Genomic DNA, 15,754 nt, shown 5'->3' on the forward strand with positions numbered 1-15,754 from the left:
GTTCACCATCCTGCTTCTAATCGCATCGCTTCCTCTCAACGGCATGGCGGGAGTCGACTCAGCCATTGAACCATGCCCCATGCAAACCATGGGGATGGAGATGATGGCGGGGATGGATCACGATTGTTGCCAGGATACTGATCCAGGATCAGCTGCCGACCACTCCAAAGCCTGCAAAGTGGGCCAGGAGTGTAGAACCGCGAGCACAGTTCAGGTCGAAATAATTAACCCCACGCTCACCTATTCTGCGCCTAGGCCAGTAGATACCTATGCGGTGAGCCTCGTAAACAGGGCGCCTCCTGACCCTTGGCGGCCACCCCGCGCCTGATTACCTCTTAAATTCACCCCATCGTCCTGTTTTGCAGCCGGATGATGGCATGCGCTTGCGCGCTGATTTTTTGAGGAATCATTTCCATGACTCCCCCACGTTACCGATTAGGGATGGCATGTCTGGCCGCTCTGATCAGCCTGTTGTCGACGTTACCGGCTCAGGCTACACCGTTGTCTCTGGAGGAAGCGCTTCAACTTGCCGAACGCAATGCCCCCATCCTCCAGGCCAGGCAAGAGCAAATGACGGCCGCTCGACACGCTGTGATCCCAGCAGGCGAGCTGCCTGATCCACGTCTCAACCTAGGAGTGCAGAACCTTCCTGTTGACGGCAGTGATCGTTGGAGCATGAACCGCGATTTCATGACGATGCAGGTTGTCGGCCTCTCCCAGGAAGTACCAAACCGGGACAAGCGGGAGGCACGAGTTGAGACGGCACGAGCGAGCGTTGAGCGAGCCGATGCAGAGGCGGTGTTCGAGCGCTTAAAAGTGCGTGCTGCCACAGCCCAAGCTTGGGTCGCGGCGTACACCGTTCAACGGAAACTGCAGCAGTTTGAGGACTTCTACAAAGAAAACCGTCTGTTGGCCGCAGCAATCCGCGCACGCCTGGCCGGCGGTACCGGCGCGACGGCCGACGCACTTGCTCCTGACCAGGAAGCTGCGCAACTCGATGAGCAAAAAGATGTTCTGCTCACACAGGCCGCTCAGGCACGGGCTGCACTCAAGCGATGGATTGGAGAGGATGCTGATCCGCAAGCTCAAGCATTTCCGCGCTGGCCAGTGAGCGCGCCGGACTATCTACACGCTATACATGCACATCCAGAATTGGCGACCTACAACGCCCTTACGCGGGAAGCACAAGCTCAAGTGCACCAAGCCTTGGCAGAAAAGAAGTCGGACTGGGGGTGGCAGGTGGATTACCAGCGGCGCGGGCCTGAATTCAGCAATATGGTGAGCCTGCAGGTAAGTTTCCAACTGCCCTTGTTCGCTGGCTCACGGCAGGACCCGATGATCGCGGCACGTCGCGCACAAGTCCGGCAACTGGAGGACGAACAGGAAGCGGCATTGCGTGAGCATAAAGCGCAGCTGGAGACAGATCTTGCGGATTACCAGCGATTGCAGCGAGCAGTGCAGCGCAGCCGTGAAACATTGTTACCGCTAGCGGAGGATCGAGTCCGCCTCGCCCTTGCTGACTATCGAGCCGGTAAATCACCCTTAAGTGAGGTTCTCACCGCTCGACGTCAGCGGGTTGAAACACGACTGCAAGACATCGATCTGCAAGGACAGTTGGCCGCGACAGCTGCACGGCTGCACTTCGCGTATGGAGAGGTGCGCGCATGAGAAATTCAACTATCAGCCTTGTGGTATTGGCCGCGTTGGCTATCGGCGGTGGCGTTGGCTATCAGCTAGCAAAGCGTGGGCAGGTGTCCACTGCCTCCCCTGAAACGCTACAGAAGGTGCTGTATTGGTATGACCCGATGTACCCCCAGCAGCACTTTCCAGCACCGGGCAAGTCGCCCTTCATGGACATGCCACTGGTGCCGAAGTACCAGGAAAGCACCGCTGCTGAGGTGAGCCCCGCAGTTCAAGTTTCACAGGGGCTCCAACAAAACCTGGGGGTCCGTCTGGCTACCGTAGCGAAAGGGCAGCTTGCTCGAACCCTCCAGGTGAGCGGCGTGCTTACCTTCGATGAGCGGGATTTTAGCGTTCTGCAGGCTCGTACCGGTGGCTACGTCGAACGCACCTATGGCCGCGCTACAGGCGACGTGGTTGCCAAGGGCGCCCCATTGGCAGATGTGTTGACGCCTGAATGGGCGGGCTTGCAGGAAGAGTACCTGGCGCTTCAGCGATCTGGGGACAATGAATTGCGCGCTGCAGCTCGGCAACGACTACTGCTGGCGGGTATGCCTGCCGATCTTATCAACCGGATTGACCGTACGGGAAGGGTCCAGAATTCGGTAACGCTCTTGGCCCCAACAGCAGGCGTCCTTCAGGCTCTGGAATTGCGGCCAGGCATGACAATGACACCGGGTGCAACGTTGGCGAAGATCAATGGTATCGCGAACGTCTGGCTTGAGGCCGCAGTACCTGAAGCGCAAGCCCAAGGCCTACAGGAAGGACAGGCAGTGCAGGCGAATCTGGCAGCGTTCCCAGGCGAACCTGTTCCCGGCAAGCTGACCGCATTGCTGGCTGATGCGGATCTGCAAAGCCGCACCTTGCGGCTTCGTATAGAACTGCCCAACCCCGGCGGCCGGTTGCGCCCAGGCATGACCGCGCAGGTTTCCCTCCATCCGTCCGGGCAACAGGATGACAGCCTACTGGTGCCAGCCGAGGCGATCATTCGGACGGGGAAACGCGATCTCGTAATGGTGTCAGAAGACGGAGGTCGATTCCGGCCGGTGGAAGTAGTGCTCGGCCAGGAAAGTGCTGGCCAGGTGGTCGTGCTGCGAGGCCTTCAGGCGGGCCAGCGCGTTGTGGCGTCCGGGCAGTTTCTGCTGGACTCCGAAGCGAGCTTGAAAGGTATCGAGGCCGTTACTGCTGGCGATGCTCCACTTGCGCAACCTGTACAGCCGGCTCTACATCAGGCCAATGGGCGCATCGTTCAAATAGAAGGTAATCAGCTGACCATCGCTCATGGACCGTTCGTGACGCTGGGCATGCCTGGTATGACGATGACTTTCCCTGTGGCAGATCCCCGCTTGATTGCCGGACTCAAGGTTGGCGAACGCATCCGGTTTGGAGTGCGCGAGCGCGATGAAGGCATGGTCATCGAGCAAATAACCCAGCAGGAGAACCAGCCATGATCGCGAACCTGATTCGTTGGTCGGTTGGCAACCGCGTCCTGGTCCTGCTGGCAACACTGTTTGCCGTAGCTTGGGGCGTTTTCTCTCTGCGCAGTTTGCCGATCGACGCGTTGCCTGACCTGTCAGATGTGCAGGTGATTATCCGCACCTCCTACCCAGGGCAGGCACCGCAGATCGTGGAAAATCAGGTGACATATCCCCTGACCACCACAATGCTTTCCGTACCCGGAGCCAAGACAGTGCGGGGCTTTTCAGCATTTGGAGACAGCTTCGTATATGTGTTGTTTGAGGACGGCACAGATCTCTATTGGGCGCGGTCCAGGGTGCTCGAATACCTAAGCCAGGTTCAGTCTCGATTACCGGCGTCCGCTAAGCCAGTGCTCGGACCCGATGCCACTGGTGTAGGCTGGATCTACCAGTATGCGCTGGTGGACCGCAGTGGTACCCATGACCTGGCACAGCTGCGCAGCCTTCAGGACTGGTTCCTGCGCTTCGAGTTGAAAACTCTTCCGGACGTTGCCGAAGTGGCGACGATAGGCGGGATGGTCAAGCAGTACCAGGTAGTGCTCGATCCGCTGCGCATGGCCAGCTTGGGAATCACTCAAGTTGAGGTTTCGGACGCCATCGCCAAGGCCAATCAGGAAACCGGTGGCGGCGTGCTCGAACAAGGCGAAGCTGAGTTCATGGTAAGGGCTTCCGGCTATCTGAAGTCACTCGATGATTTCCGAGCCATTCCCCTGCGCCTGGCTGCGAAGGGTATACCCGTAACACTGGGCGATGTAGCCACTGTACAGCTGGGCCCTGAGGCACGTCGCGGCATCGGCGAGCTTGATGGACAGGGCGAAGCGGTGGGCGGCGTAGTAATTCTGCGCAGTGGCAAGAATGCGAAAGATGCCATCGCTCACGTCAAATCCAAGCTTGAATCGCTGGAAAAAAGCCTGCCTGCCGGGGTCGAGCTGGTCACTACCTACGACCGTAGCCAGTTGATCGATCGTGCTGTGGAAAATCTGAGCCAGAAGCTGATTGAAGAGTTCATCGTGGTCGCACTGGTGTGCGCTGCATTTCTTTGGCATCTGCGCTCATCGTTGGTCGCCATCGTCTCGCTTCCGGTTGGTGTCCTCATTGCCCTGATCGTCATGCGCCACCAGGGCATCAACGCCAACATCATGTCGCTTGGGGGCATAGCCATTGCAATCGGTGCGATGGTGGACGCCGCTGTGGTGATGATTGAGAACGCGCACAAACGGGTTGAGGCTTGGCATACGTGGCACCCTGGAAAGTCGTTGCGTGGCGAAGATCATTGGAAAGTGATGACTGAGGCAGCAGTCGAGGTCGGGCCTGCGCTGTTCTTCAGCCTCATGATCATTACGCTGTCCTTCATACCGGTATTCACCTTGCAGGCTCAGGAGGGAAGGCTGTTTGCGCCCCTCGCATTCACCAAGACTTATGCAATGGCAGCAGCAGCGGGCCTTTCGGTTACCCTGGTACCCGTGCTGATGGGGTACTGGATTCGGGGTCGTTTACCGGCAGAAGAGCGCAACCCACTCAATCGAACCCTGATACGGCTCTATCGCCCAGCATTGGAGATCGTTCTACGCCGGCCAAAGCTCACGTTGGCGGGTGCACTGTTGATTTTGCTCAGCAGTGTCTGGCCCCTGAGCCAGCTCGGCGGCGAATTCTTGCCGCCACTGGATGAAGGCGATTTGCTGTACATGCCGACTGCCCTGCCAGGTCTTTCGGCGCAGAAAGCCTCTGAGCTTTTGCAACGTACGGACCGGCTGATCCGAACGGTACCGGAGGTCGCCAGTGTCTTCGGTAAAGCGGGCCGGGCTGAATCAGCGACCGACCCGGCCCCGCTGGAGATGTTCGAGACGACTGTCCGACTTAAACCGAAGGATCAGTGGCGAGCAGGGATGACCACTGAGAAGCTGATCGAAGAGCTGGACCGTACCGTGCAGGTACCTGGGCTAACCAATATCTGGATCCCACCGATTCGAAACCGTATCGACATGCTCGCAACCGGTATCAAAAGCCCGATCGGCGTAAAGGTTGCCGGCAGCAATTTGAATGAGATCGACCGGGTGACTCTGGCTATCGAGAAGGTGGCCAAAACGGTTCCAGGGGTGACTTCCGCCCTCGCCGAGCGATTAACCGGTGGACGCTACATCGATCTGGATATCGACCGCCAATTCGCAGCGCGTTACGGCCTGAACATTGCTGATGTCCAAGCGATTGTTGCCGGCGCCGTTGGGGGCGAAAACATCGGCGAAACCGTAGAAGGCCTGGCGCGATATCCCATCAGTGTTCGGTACCCACGGGAGTGGCGTGACTCTGTTGATGCCCTGCGGCAGCTACCGATTTACACCAGCCAAGGGGGGCGAATCACACTGGGAACCGTGGCACGGGTGCGTATTGCGGACGGTCCACCCATGCTCAAGAGTGAAAACGCGCGCCCCTCGGGCTGGGTGTATATCGACGTGCGGAGACGGGACCTGTCCTCCGTCGTTGCCGACCTGCGCCGGCTAGTCGATCAGCAGGTGAAGCTCGATCCTGGCATAAGCTTGAGCTATTCCGGGCAGTTCGAATACCTGGAGCGCGCCAATGCGCGCTTAGCATGGGTAGTACCGGCGACGCTGGCCATTATTTTCGTCCTTCTCTACCTCACGCTTGGCCGCCTCGGTGAAGCGCTGCTGATCATGGCTACCTTGCCATTTGCGCTAACCGGCGGCGTATGGCTGCTGTACATGATGGGCTACAACCTGTCGGTGGCCACGGGTGTCGGTTTTATCGCCTTGGCTGGGGTCGCAGCAGAGTTTGGAGTCATCATGCTGATCTACCTCAACAATGCCTGGACTGAACGAAACGGCAACGGTACGCAGGGGCAACCTGCGCTTCTGGATGCTATCCGCGAAGGGGCCGTGCAGCGCATCCGCCCCAAAGCCATGACCGTAGCAGTGATCGTCGCAGGCTTGATGCCAATCCTCTGGAGTAGCGGTACCGGCAGCGAAGTCATGAGCCGGATCGCTGTACCCATGGTCGGCGGCATGCTCACCGCGCCTTTGCTCTCACTATTTGTAATCCCTGCGGCTTACTGGCTCGTCAGGCGCCGCGGACTCGCTGTACACGATAACCCCCAAACAGGAGTAACCCGATGAAGAAGCTACTGATCAGCGCTGGCCTGGTGTTCGCCGTTGCGGCGGCGGTGCAGGCCCAAGACATGTATGGCACGGATATGAAGAATATGCCCATGGAAGGCAACGAGACCCAAGGCAGCCAGGCGGCTCCGACTGCATCGGCTGAGGGAACCATCAAAGCTTTGGAACCAGGTAAAGTTACCTTGGCGCATGGACCAGTATCAGCCCTGAAATGGCCGGCAATGACCATGGGCTTCAGCGCTACCGAGCAGCAACTCAAGGGACTCAAGGTAGGCGACAAGGTCAGCTTCGATTTCCGAATGAATGGGGGCACAGCGACGATCGTAGGCATTCGCAAGCAGTGACGGATTGACTTCTAACCCTGCCTATTAGAGCTGATAGGCAGGGTCATTTAGCCAAACTTTGGAAAAAGTGCTGCCGCAATTCCTGACCGCGCCGCCTTCAGCTCTGTGCCTCGGGACGCTAGTTGGTCTTTGCGCTCTGTAGCCGGGATGCATTCAGATCAGAGTAGTAGCTGACGTTTGAGCAGAGATCTTCGTGCATCACGATCTATATGGGTCGAAAGCGGACAGGGCATCGCAAAGTCATCCAACTGCCTGAGTTATCCGAACGCCAACAAGGATTCCACCGAGCTTGTCGACAAGAAAACCCGCGACAACTCAGAGTGTTATCCGAGCAAACAGACTTTGGATACCCTATTCCCGCTAGAAACACTGCCGCTGAAACCCTCCTGGCATGTAGCTCCTTCGTCCTACGCTTCAGCCTCTATGACCCCCACCCAACCTTTCGCGCAGGTGCGGAACGAACCTAGGCGTAACGCGGGTATAAGCTTCGTAGGCAGCGCCAAACTGCTTGTGCATTTCCCGCTCTTCGGAAACCGCCAAACGCCCGTACATCACCAGCAACACCGGGAACATTGCCAGCGTCAGCAGCGTCGGCCACTGAAGGAGAAAGCCCAGAAGAATCAGCACAAATGCCACGTACTGCGGATGTCTGATCCAGCCATAGGGCCCGACCGTTGCAAGTGAACGGCGGCGTTGCGCGTGATATAGCACGTTCCAGGCGGCAGAAAGCAAATAGAAGCCGAAACCCAGGAATAGGTAACTGGCAATGTGCAAAACACTGAAGTGTGGGTTGCCCTGGTCACCGAGCAACGTCGACCACAGATGGCCGGATTCGTGGGAAAGCAGATCGAGGTTGGGGAACCTGGCCTGCAACCAGCCTGACAACAGATAGATCGTCAGGGGGAAGCCATACATTTCCACAAACAGGGCAACGATGAAGGCCGAGAATGCACCGAAGCTCCTCCAGTCTCTCGCCGTTGCCGGCTTGAAGAAACTGAAGGCAAACATGATGAAGATCGCGGAGTTGATGAAAACCAGCGACCAGAGGCCATACGCGCTTTCACCATGATTCATGATGGATCTCCCGGCTTATGGATATCAGCCTTATCGGAGGGGGCCGGTTTGCTCTGGCCCTGGTGATGGTGTCCCCCATGTCCTCGATGCATGAAGACATGCATCAGCGGACAGGCGAGCAACAACAGATAAGGCAGGGCTCCAACGACATGGGCAAGGTGCTCGGTGAGCAGGAAGTAGACGGCGATCCCACCGATTACCACCAGGCCGATTGCATAGCGTGAACGCCAGAAACTGTGTGGTGAGCCGTTTTCATCGAAGTGAGGGTTCATAGCGACTCCTGGGAAAGGAGATGGGTTACTTCGATGCAGCAGATGGCATGCGGTCCATCATCATCTGCATCATCGACTCCATCATGTCCATGCGCTTTTCCATCATCTGGTGGCGGGCGGCCATATCCCCGCCCATGCCGCCATGCATGCCCCCCATTTCAGGCATGCCACCCTCCATGGACTTCATCATGGCCATGCCATTTTTCATCAGCGCCATATGCTCGGCCATCAACGCCTGACGGGCTTCCGGCGTTTTGGCTGCAGCCATCTTTTCGTGCATGGCTTGCATGGCCTTCATTTGCTGGTCCATCGCCGCCATTTGCCCTTTGTCCATTGGCTGAGAAGGCGTCTTCTCGGTAGCCGCCGCGCTTGGCGCATCGGCCGGGTGATGTGTCGAGTGTTCATCGGTGTTTTGCGCCATGGCGCCCACGGACGCTGCGGCCAAACAAAGTCCGATCAGTAAATTTCGAACGTTGTTCATCATCATCTCCTTAGCACTGTTTTAAAGCCGGATGCCTTGGTCTGGGCGCTAGGCCTCACCTGGCACGACAAGCAAATTACTGCGCCGGCGTGAATGCTCATTTTTCGCGTCGTGCTCGGGTTGTACACCGACGGGCTATTATTGGGCACTCGGCGGCTCGAAGCTGATCCCGTTTGGCCCGGCGCCAACCTTATGGGTAGCAACGACCTTTCGGCTGCTCGTATCGATGACAGATACGGTGCCCGCTTCAATATTGCTGACAAACACATAAGCGCCGTCGCTGCTGATGGCCACACCATGGGCACCCTTGCCGGTGGTCACGGTGCCCAGGCTGCTACGCGTCTGGAGATCTACGATGGAGACTCGGTCGTCCGGATTCTGGCCACTGCCCTGATTCGCGACATAGACCTGGCGACCGTCAACGGTGGCCATCATCTGGATTGGCGTGCGGCCGACATCAACCTTGCTGATCACCTTGCGTCTGGCCGTGTCGATGATGCCAAGCTGATTTGTCGCACTGAGCGAGACGAATGCCAGGCGACCGTCAGGGGCAAAGCCGACCTGGACAGGGCCTTTGCCCACGGGAATCTGCGCGGTTTCTTTGAGTGTGACGACATCGATAAGCGATACGCTGTCGCTCTTCATGTTCGCGATATAGAGTGTCCGGCCATCAGGGCTCAAGCGCAGCCCATGGGGATAACGCCCAGTTGGAATACCGGGCAACTCGATTCGCTGCTCAAGGTCAAATACTCGCACCTGGTTGGCAGCGGAATCGGTCACAAAAGCTCGCAGCCCGGTGACGTCGGTGACCACATGAGCCGGGTGATCGCCTGCCGGGAAGCTGAACGGTGGCCTGTCCAGCGCGCTGGTACTGAACACCAGCAACTGCCCACCGGGCTTTTCACCGCTCGAATGCCCCGCATGTCCAGCCACTCCAACAACCAGAAGCAAGCTGCCGTCGGGCGAAACCTGTAGGTTGTGGGGTGCGATCGGCAAGGCGACCGTGCTCACATCACCTGTCGCAAGATTTACCTGGCTAATGGAAGCGGACCGTTCATTGGCCGTGTAGACGTTACCCGTAGGGTTTGCCATGACCAGCCCCAGAGGGATGAGCAGGGATATCCCCAAGGCCATAGAACTAAACCGCTTGGCAGTCATCATTGTGAATGAGCTCCAACGAGGGGCCGGGGTATGTGAGCCAGGCTGGCCTATACATTTACTCAAGATAAACACCAATCGCGAAGCATTTTCTTGATCAGCGTCAACGTCCACAGCTTGACTCGGCACTGGGTGATCGAAGGCCGTCCATTTCTTGGGGAGTATTGCTGGCTATCCCGACCCGGAGTCAGTCGACATCAGGCTGTATATGAAGAAACCGCGCCATGAAACATGGCACGGCGGCTTGCCATCTGAGCGGTAACGAGACTTAGCGACTGACTTTGGTTGGGTAACCAAGCGCCTGGACCAGTGCACCGACGCGTTCCGCCTCGATGTTGCTTTGGACACTCACTGTACCGGCAGCACGATCAACGATCACCTTCGCGTCGCCATCGGCAGCCTGGATGGCCTTGGTGATCTTGTTGACACAACTGCCACATCCCATACCGGAAACTTCCAAAACGAACATAGCGGGCCTCTCATGCTGGTACGGCTTTTCTCGCCGCATTTACAGCTTCAACCTTGACACGATGACAAGGTCAAGGCCCGGTCAAAGGATTTATCTTCGCCCTGAAATCTTGTCCAACTCCTCTGGCGGCGGCCCCTGCTGCATCACAATTGTCCCTTACGATCTTGGCAGAAGATGGCGGACGTCGCAGTTGCCCGATGTCCTCCATCAGGACCAGATTGGCGCCGAACTCGCGGACATACCCGCTAAGGCCAAAGCCCTAGACAGTCAGTCATATGGATCAGGCGTTGAAACGCTGATGGCGGAACTTCCTCTCATAGGTTGCGGTGTGCCCATTTCAGTCTGTGACTACGCGCTTCAGCCGCAGTGCGTTGAATACCACGGAAGCCGAACTTACGCTCATGGCCAATGCCGCAATCATCGGTGACAATAGATGGCCGGTAAGCGGGTAGAACAAACCTGCCGCCAGCGGTATGCCCATAGCGTTGTAGAAGAATGCGAAGCCCAAGTTTTGACGCATGTTCTTCACCGTGGCCACGGATAGTGTTCTGGCCCGCAGGATGCCCATCAGGTCGCCCTTGACCAGCGTCAACTGGGAGCTGTTCATGGCAACATCGGTGCCAGTTCCCATGGCGATCCCGACATCAGCCCGGGCCAGCGCAGGGGCATCGTTGATCCCATCTCCTGCCATGGCAACCCGGCGCTTATCGCCCTGCAGGAGCGCCACCAGTTGCTCCTTGTCCTCGGGTTTCACTTCTCCGTGGACTTCCTCGATGCCGAGTTGTTTCGCGACCGCACGTGCCGTAGTCAGGCCGTCGCCGGTGGCCATGATGACCTTCACATCTTCTGCCTGTAGCCGGGTTACCGCCTCCTTGGAGGTGGGTTTGACCGGATCGGACACCGCTAGCAGGCCAGCGAGCACGCCATCGACGGCCAAGTACATGATACTCATGCCTTCCAGACGCAGCTGCTCGGCGCGGTCTCGCAACGGACTGGTGTCGAGGCCAGCCTCTTCCATCAAGGTCGTGTTGCCAAGCTGCAGCCGTTTGCCGTTCACCTGGCCACGTACACCGATCCCAGAGCCCGACTCAAACGCCTCTGGCTTGGACAAGCTGTGTCCATGCGCTCGCGCATGATCGACAATCGCATGTGCCAGCGGATGCTCGCTGCCTTGGTCCAGGCTGGCGGCAAGGCGCAAGACTTCGGGTGGCATGAACTGCCCGGTACCGACCACGCTATGAAACACTGGCCGGCCCTCGGTGAGGGTCCCGGTCTTGTCGACGATCAGCGTGTCGATCTTGCAGAGGTTCTCGATAGCACTGGCGTCTCGGAAGAGCACGCCACTGCTGGCAGCCTTCCCGGTAGCGACCATGATCGACATGGGAGTGGCTAGGCCGAGCGCGCAGGGGCAGGCAATGATCAGGACCGCGACCGCATTGATCAGGCCGAAGACCCAGCCAGGCTCCGGTCCGAAAAGCCCCCAGCCGAAGAGCGTGACCAGCGCGACCAGAATCACCCCCATGACGAAATAGCCGGCCACGGTGTCCGCCATCCGCTGCATCGGGGCTTTCGAGCGCTGAGCCCGCGCGACCATCTGCACGATTTGCGAGAGCACTGTCTCGGCGCCGACCTTCTGCGCCGCCATCACAAGGCTGCCGTGGGTATTCAGCGTGGCACCGATGAGTGCATCCCCAGCTTTCTTCATCACTGGCACGGGCTCGCCTGTCAGCATGGATTCATCGATAGCACTTTCGCCTTCCAGGACCACCCCGTCGACCGGCACCTTCTCGCCAGGGCGAACGCGCAGGTGGTCGCCCGTATGCACGTGGGTGAGCGGAATATCTTCCTCCTGACCATCGGCCCCGATGCGACGGGCCGTCTTGGGGGCAAGACCCAGGAGCGACTTGATGGCGGCGGAGGTTTGTGAGCGCGCCTTGAGCTCGAGCATTTGGCCGAGCAACGTTAATGAGATGATGACTGCAGCCGCTTCGAAGTAGACACCGATGCGGCCATCCTGCATGAAAGTCGTCGGGAAAACCTGCGGGAACACTGTGGCCGCAACGCTGTATAGGTACGCCGCAGCCGTTCCCAAACCTATCAGGGTCCACATATTCGGGCTGCGATTACGAATCGATGCGACCCCACGCACGAAAAACGGCCAGCCAGCCCATAGTGTCACGGGAGTGGCCAGAATCAACTCCACCCAATTCTGTGTGGCACCATGCAGCAATTGGAGTTGGTGGGCAGTCATGGCCAACACGGTCACGATGACCGTCAGGGGCAAGGTCCACCAGAAGCGGCGGGAGAAGTCCTTGAGTTCCGGGTTCTCGTCTTCCTCAAGCTCCGGTATTACCGGCTCTAGGGCCATGCCACAGATTGGGCAACTGCCCGGCCCACGCTGGCGGATTTGGGGATGCATCGGGCAAGTGTATTCGGCGTCCGCCGCGTTGCTTGGCTGCGGGGCAGCCGAGTGGAGATGGCCCGCGTGTTCTTGGTCCTGGGGAGGGCTAAGATAATGCACAGGCGCTGCGCGGAATTTCGTCAGGCACTTTTCACTGCAGAAGCGGTATGTCCTTCCCTCGTATAGCTCGAAGTAGCGACTATCCGGTGGCACCGTCATACCGCATACCAAATCGCGCTGACTACCATCCGGTTGCTCATGCGGGTGCGAGTGGTCATGGTCATGGTCATGGTCATGGTCATGGTCATGGTCATGGTCATGGTCATGGTCATGCTGGCACGATTCGGTGTGCATGAAGTAGTTCCCTTTGTTGTCCGGTTTGGACGAGTTTTCACCCTTCTGGTGAGAATACCCGCCATGGTTGTGCCCGAAGAGTTGCGTCAGCGGACAGAGCAACAAAATTAAATAACTGTAGTGCCTGTGACAGGTGGCCATAGTGCACGAGCCACATAAAACAGGCCAAATATGGCCAGCATGATCAGTGCAATACCGCCTTTAGTCCGCCAAAAAGGTATTGCCAGATCTGTACCACGGCGATGGGCTCCGTCATGATCAACTCCCAAGCTGGGTGGGAAATATCGGCCGCTGCCGTATTGTCCAGCCTAGACAACATCTCCTTGAACAGCTGTGACGCCAATCAATGCTCCTGTAAGCGTGTCGATTATTGTTGTGGTGTAGCGTCATGGCATAGATCATTTCTGGAGGTTGCTGATCCTGCTGCTGCACCAGTGGTTGCCCTTCGACAATGCGCTGGCTGCCTTGTACCCCGGCGAGGGAGTGCCCAAGCCGCTGGAGGAGTACGACGCCGGCTCCCGGTGGGGAACGCCGTCCATGCTTTCCTGCCTGGACGGCCTATACTTGCTCGACCCCTTCTACCAGGCCTGTCAGGAAGGCCTGCCCAGTGGGCTGTAACGCCTGGAGGAGATCGCTTCTGACCAGTTCCGTCAAAGCGAGTACTTCCTCAGTTACTTCCACGCCAACGCATTGGAAGACGAGGTGCAGTTCGTTCTCCAGTTGCCGGCCAAGGTAGCCTTATGCGATCTAACAGCTCAAGCCCCAGACCTGATACATGCGGTGCGGTACAGCGCTGATCGGGTCACTCTTCGCTGTTCCCCTTCCAGCTTTGCCTTTGCCCACAGCAGACGTCGGAGATGAAACTGCTCGGCGGACTCACAAACCTGCTCCAGTGCTCTCGCACAAGGCTTTGATCTGGCCATCTTTGCTTGAATGGCTGACCCGTGGCAGGGCGTTGGCCGTGTTTTCTTCGTGCGTGTTGAGCCCAAGGCGAGCGCGATCCACCATCCACAGGCCGCTACTGCCGCGCGCCAATTCTATGCCGGCACTACTCGTCAAAAAATAGGTGAGTGCTTACCCGGCAGGCAATGGGCTACTATCGAGCCCTATATCTATCCGAAAGGGTTAGCTCCGTTGCCAGGGAATTGCATGCAGGCCATCGATATTGAAAACGCGATCGTTCTTCCTTGGGGGCTTGGCTCAAGATCGCCCCATGACCTGTTTTCTGTGTGCGCAGAAATCATTAACTGCCCTGGTGACATCGTTTTAGACGCTAGCAACCTCTCGTATATCGATCCGTTAGGGATGGCCACGCTGCGAGCGTTGTTTGAAAACCAGTTGGTCCAGAAGCGAGTTTCGATGCAGTTTTTGAGCAGAGACCTGACCTCCTACCTGGCCAGGATGGATTTTTTCAAGGACATTGATGTAGAGGGTGTAGATCTATCGGGGGTAGGACGTCGAAACGACCGAAGCACCTCGTTGGTGGAAATCACCAAAATCAGCGAACACCATCAAGCAGAGGCTGCAGCCTCTCGCCTCGCTAGAGCTATTACGGGAAGGTTGACTCAATCGGACCCGGATGCCCCAGTCGACGAGCACACGGGACGGAATGAGTTTGACTCCTACCGGGGCCCTCTGGAGTATTCGCTCAAGGAGCTATTGGAAAACTCGCTTACTCACGCCCGCAGAGAGGGACGTGGTGACGCCGCCGTTTGGCTGACCTGTCAGTTTTATCCAAAATTGAACCTTGTACGCATGGCCATCGTCGATAATGGGTGTGGGTTTCTCGCGACACTGAGGAATCACCCTGAGCTTCATGACCGCACGCATTTGCACGCGATCGAGGCGGCACTCAAACCGCGAGTGAGCTGCAACCGGGGTGCGATGGCCCAGATCCTGGGTAGCGAGAACCAAGGTATCGGGTTAACAACTACCGCAAAAATTGCAGACGCGGCGGGCGGTGGTTTGATCATCGTGAGCGGCAATGGCATACATGACACAAAGCGTCGGCAGTCTCAGGAGCTGCATGATGCGCTGTGGAATGGTGTATCGATCGCGTTTAGCTGTACCCGTGAGCTGCTGCCCACCATTTCGATCAGTGACTTGCTGCCGAAGGACGATGCAGGACAGGTTGACGACGATCTCGACCTAGATCTGAATTTCCGCTAGCTCTGGCTTTTTGATAGCTCGAGGGCTAGAGTCGATCATGCAAGGAGCGGTAAATGGGAGATTCAGCGTCAACTGAAACTCTCGGGCTGCAAAAAAGGATTATGCAATACAAGGGGTTACGACATGCAAACTCAAATTCGATTAAGTAGGGATAGTTCTATCCGAACGTACGGAATGCGAGCTTCAGCGATCCCCTACCGTACCGAAATCGAACGCTCGCTCAGCAGTGGTGAGAGCGTTGTCATAGATTTCGCTGGGAACGATGTCACTCAGTCCTTCGTCGACGAGTTGATCGGGGCGCTGATTCTGAAGGAGGGTCGCCAGGTGGTATCGCGCCTTGCCTTTGAAAACTGCACCAACGATGTCAAAGGAATCATTAAATTTGTGGTCCATGATCGAGTTCGACAGCTGCAAAAAATGCCCGCGTGACGGATCCGCATTGAATTTAAGGCCCTCAATATTGAGGGCCTTTTCATTGGTGCCAGGCAAAAGATAGCCGTCTTGAGTGGCCCCCATAGCTCGCCCTGAAAAGCGAATGTCAGGGGACACACCGCAGAAAAGCGTTCTGTAGCGGAGGAATACGTGGAAAACGGAGCTTAGGTTTCCTCATTGAGATGTGTAGAAATCCATCGCGACTCACCTATGCAAAGGCTGCGAAAAGCCTGAATCTACTGGGGTATCGTGGCGTGAGATATGTGCAAAAAAATGTGCACAGCATCTGCGGATTGGAGAGCTGGCTTGGCTCC

Annotated in this window: 12 protein-coding genes and 1 pseudogene; 7 read left to right on the plus strand and 6 right to left on the minus strand. The window is 57.5% G+C overall.

The features are described from left to right. Window positions 1–414: 414 nt before the first annotated feature. Genes AC5QPF_RS00095 through AC5QPF_RS00110 form a run of 4 tightly spaced genes read left to right on the plus strand, consistent with a single transcriptional unit; the run spans window position 415 to window position 6,630 of the window. Entirely contained in the window at window positions 415–1,668 is a 1,254-nt protein-coding gene (locus AC5QPF_RS00095; RefSeq protein WP_011953089.1) for a TolC family protein, read from the plus strand. Next, entirely contained in the window at window positions 1,665–3,131 is a 1,467-nt protein-coding gene (locus AC5QPF_RS00100; RefSeq protein WP_011953090.1) for an efflux RND transporter periplasmic adaptor subunit, read from the plus strand. The genes AC5QPF_RS00095 and AC5QPF_RS00100 overlap by 4 nt, the downstream gene beginning before the upstream one ends. Next, a complete protein-coding gene (locus tag AC5QPF_RS00105; RefSeq protein WP_494961511.1) occupies window positions 3,128–6,286 on the plus strand; it encodes a CusA/CzcA family heavy metal efflux RND transporter in 3,159 nt (1,052 codons plus the stop codon). Before AC5QPF_RS00100 ends, AC5QPF_RS00105 begins: the two co-directional genes overlap by 4 nt. After that, window positions 6,283–6,630 carry a copper-binding protein gene (locus tag AC5QPF_RS00110; RefSeq protein WP_011953092.1) on the plus strand — a complete coding sequence of 116 codons (348 nt, stop codon included), beginning with the start codon at window positions 6,283–6,285 and terminating at the stop codon, window positions 6,628–6,630. The genes AC5QPF_RS00105 and AC5QPF_RS00110 overlap by 4 nt, the downstream gene beginning before the upstream one ends. Window positions 6,631–7,044: 414 nt before the next feature. On the opposite strand, the gene AC5QPF_RS00115 is transcribed toward AC5QPF_RS00110, so the two are convergent. The 6 genes from AC5QPF_RS00115 to AC5QPF_RS00140 all read right to left on the minus strand — a co-directional run bounded on the left by AC5QPF_RS00115 (window position 7,045) and on the right by AC5QPF_RS00140 (window position 12,980). Beyond that, a complete protein-coding gene (locus AC5QPF_RS00115) occupies window positions 7,045–7,704 on the minus strand; it encodes a methyltransferase family protein (protein ID WP_011953093.1) in 660 nt (219 codons plus the stop codon). Then, window positions 7,701–7,976: a DUF2933 domain-containing protein gene (locus AC5QPF_RS00120; RefSeq protein WP_011953094.1), complete on the minus strand. Its 276-nt coding sequence runs from the start codon at window positions 7,974–7,976 to the stop codon at window positions 7,701–7,703. Before AC5QPF_RS00120 ends, AC5QPF_RS00115 begins: the two co-directional genes overlap by 4 nt. Before the next feature lie 25 nt (window positions 7,977–8,001). Beyond that, complete coding sequence (locus AC5QPF_RS00125; protein WP_011953095.1) at window positions 8,002–8,457, minus strand: hypothetical protein; 456 nt, start codon at window positions 8,455–8,457, stop codon at window positions 8,002–8,004. Between the two features lie 138 nt (window positions 8,458–8,595). Then, on the minus strand, window positions 8,596–9,618 hold the full coding sequence (locus AC5QPF_RS00130; protein WP_011953096.1) for a YncE family protein: 1,023 nt from the start codon (window positions 9,616–9,618) through the stop codon (window positions 8,596–8,598). A 265-nt stretch (window positions 9,619–9,883) separates the two neighbouring features. Then, window positions 9,884–10,084, minus strand: coding sequence for a heavy-metal-associated domain-containing protein (locus AC5QPF_RS00135; protein ID WP_004575963.1), 201 nt, complete (start codon window positions 10,082–10,084; stop codon window positions 9,884–9,886). A gap of 337 nt (window positions 10,085–10,421) precedes the next feature. Continuing rightward, window positions 10,422–12,980, minus strand: a complete 2,559-nt coding sequence (locus AC5QPF_RS00140) for a heavy metal translocating P-type ATPase (protein WP_353218523.1) — start codon at window positions 12,978–12,980, stop codon at window positions 10,422–10,424. Between the two features lie 249 nt (window positions 12,981–13,229). Between AC5QPF_RS00140 and AC5QPF_RS00145 the strand changes: the two are divergent. From AC5QPF_RS00145 to AC5QPF_RS00155, 3 genes and pseudogenes are all read left to right on the plus strand, one after another. Continuing rightward, a pseudogene (locus AC5QPF_RS00145) lies at window positions 13,230–13,565 on the plus strand (helix-turn-helix transcriptional regulator); the annotation flags it as partial. A 423-nt stretch (window positions 13,566–13,988) separates the two neighbouring features. After that, on the plus strand, window positions 13,989–15,008 hold the full coding sequence (locus AC5QPF_RS00150; protein ID WP_015268415.1) for an ATP-binding protein: 1,020 nt from the start codon (window positions 13,989–13,991) through the stop codon (window positions 15,006–15,008). 174 nt (window positions 15,009–15,182) lie between these two features. Continuing rightward, the gene (locus tag AC5QPF_RS00155; RefSeq protein WP_128337688.1) at window positions 15,183–15,437 is read left to right on the plus strand and encodes an STAS-like domain-containing protein; all 255 of its coding nucleotides are present in this window, start codon (window positions 15,183–15,185) and stop codon (window positions 15,435–15,437) included. The last annotated feature ends 317 nt before the right edge of the window (window positions 15,438–15,754 follow it).

Source organism: Pseudomonas sp. Con_6 (genome assembly GCF_059379395.1).

What these genes read in the sequence shown, in the direction of transcription:
- AC5QPF_RS00095 (WP_011953089.1), top strand. Translation starts at nt 415, where the DNA reads ATGACTCCCCCACGTTACCGATTAGGGATGGCATGTCTGGCCGCTCTG.
- AC5QPF_RS00100 (WP_011953090.1), top strand. Translation starts at nt 1,665, where the DNA reads ATGAGAAATTCAACTATCAGCCTTGTGGTATTGGCCGCGTTGGCTATC.
- AC5QPF_RS00105 (WP_494961511.1), top strand. Translation starts at nt 3,128, where the DNA reads ATGATCGCGAACCTGATTCGTTGGTCGGTTGGCAACCGCGTCCTGGTC.
- AC5QPF_RS00110 (WP_011953092.1), top strand. Translation starts at nt 6,283, where the DNA reads ATGAAGAAGCTACTGATCAGCGCTGGCCTGGTGTTCGCCGTTGCGGCG.
- AC5QPF_RS00115 (WP_011953093.1), bottom strand. Translation starts at nt 7,704, where the DNA reads ATGAATCATGGTGAAAGCGCGTATGGCCTCTGGTCGCTGGTTTTCATC.
- AC5QPF_RS00120 (WP_011953094.1), bottom strand. Translation starts at nt 7,976, where the DNA reads ATGAACCCTCACTTCGATGAAAACGGCTCACCACACAGTTTCTGGCGT.
- AC5QPF_RS00125 (WP_011953095.1), bottom strand. Translation starts at nt 8,457, where the DNA reads ATGAACAACGTTCGAAATTTACTGATCGGACTTTGTTTGGCCGCAGCG.
- AC5QPF_RS00130 (WP_011953096.1), bottom strand. Translation starts at nt 9,618, where the DNA reads ATGATGACTGCCAAGCGGTTTAGTTCTATGGCCTTGGGGATATCCCTG.
- AC5QPF_RS00135 (WP_004575963.1), bottom strand. Translation starts at nt 10,084, where the DNA reads ATGTTCGTTTTGGAAGTTTCCGGTATGGGATGTGGCAGTTGTGTCAAC.
- AC5QPF_RS00140 (WP_353218523.1), bottom strand. Translation starts at nt 12,980, where the DNA reads ATGGCCACCTGTCACAGGCACTACAGTTATTTAATTTTGTTGCTCTGT.
- AC5QPF_RS00150 (WP_015268415.1), top strand. Translation starts at nt 13,989, where the DNA reads ATGCAGGCCATCGATATTGAAAACGCGATCGTTCTTCCTTGGGGGCTT.
- AC5QPF_RS00155 (WP_128337688.1), top strand. Translation starts at nt 15,183, where the DNA reads ATGCGAGCTTCAGCGATCCCCTACCGTACCGAAATCGAACGCTCGCTC.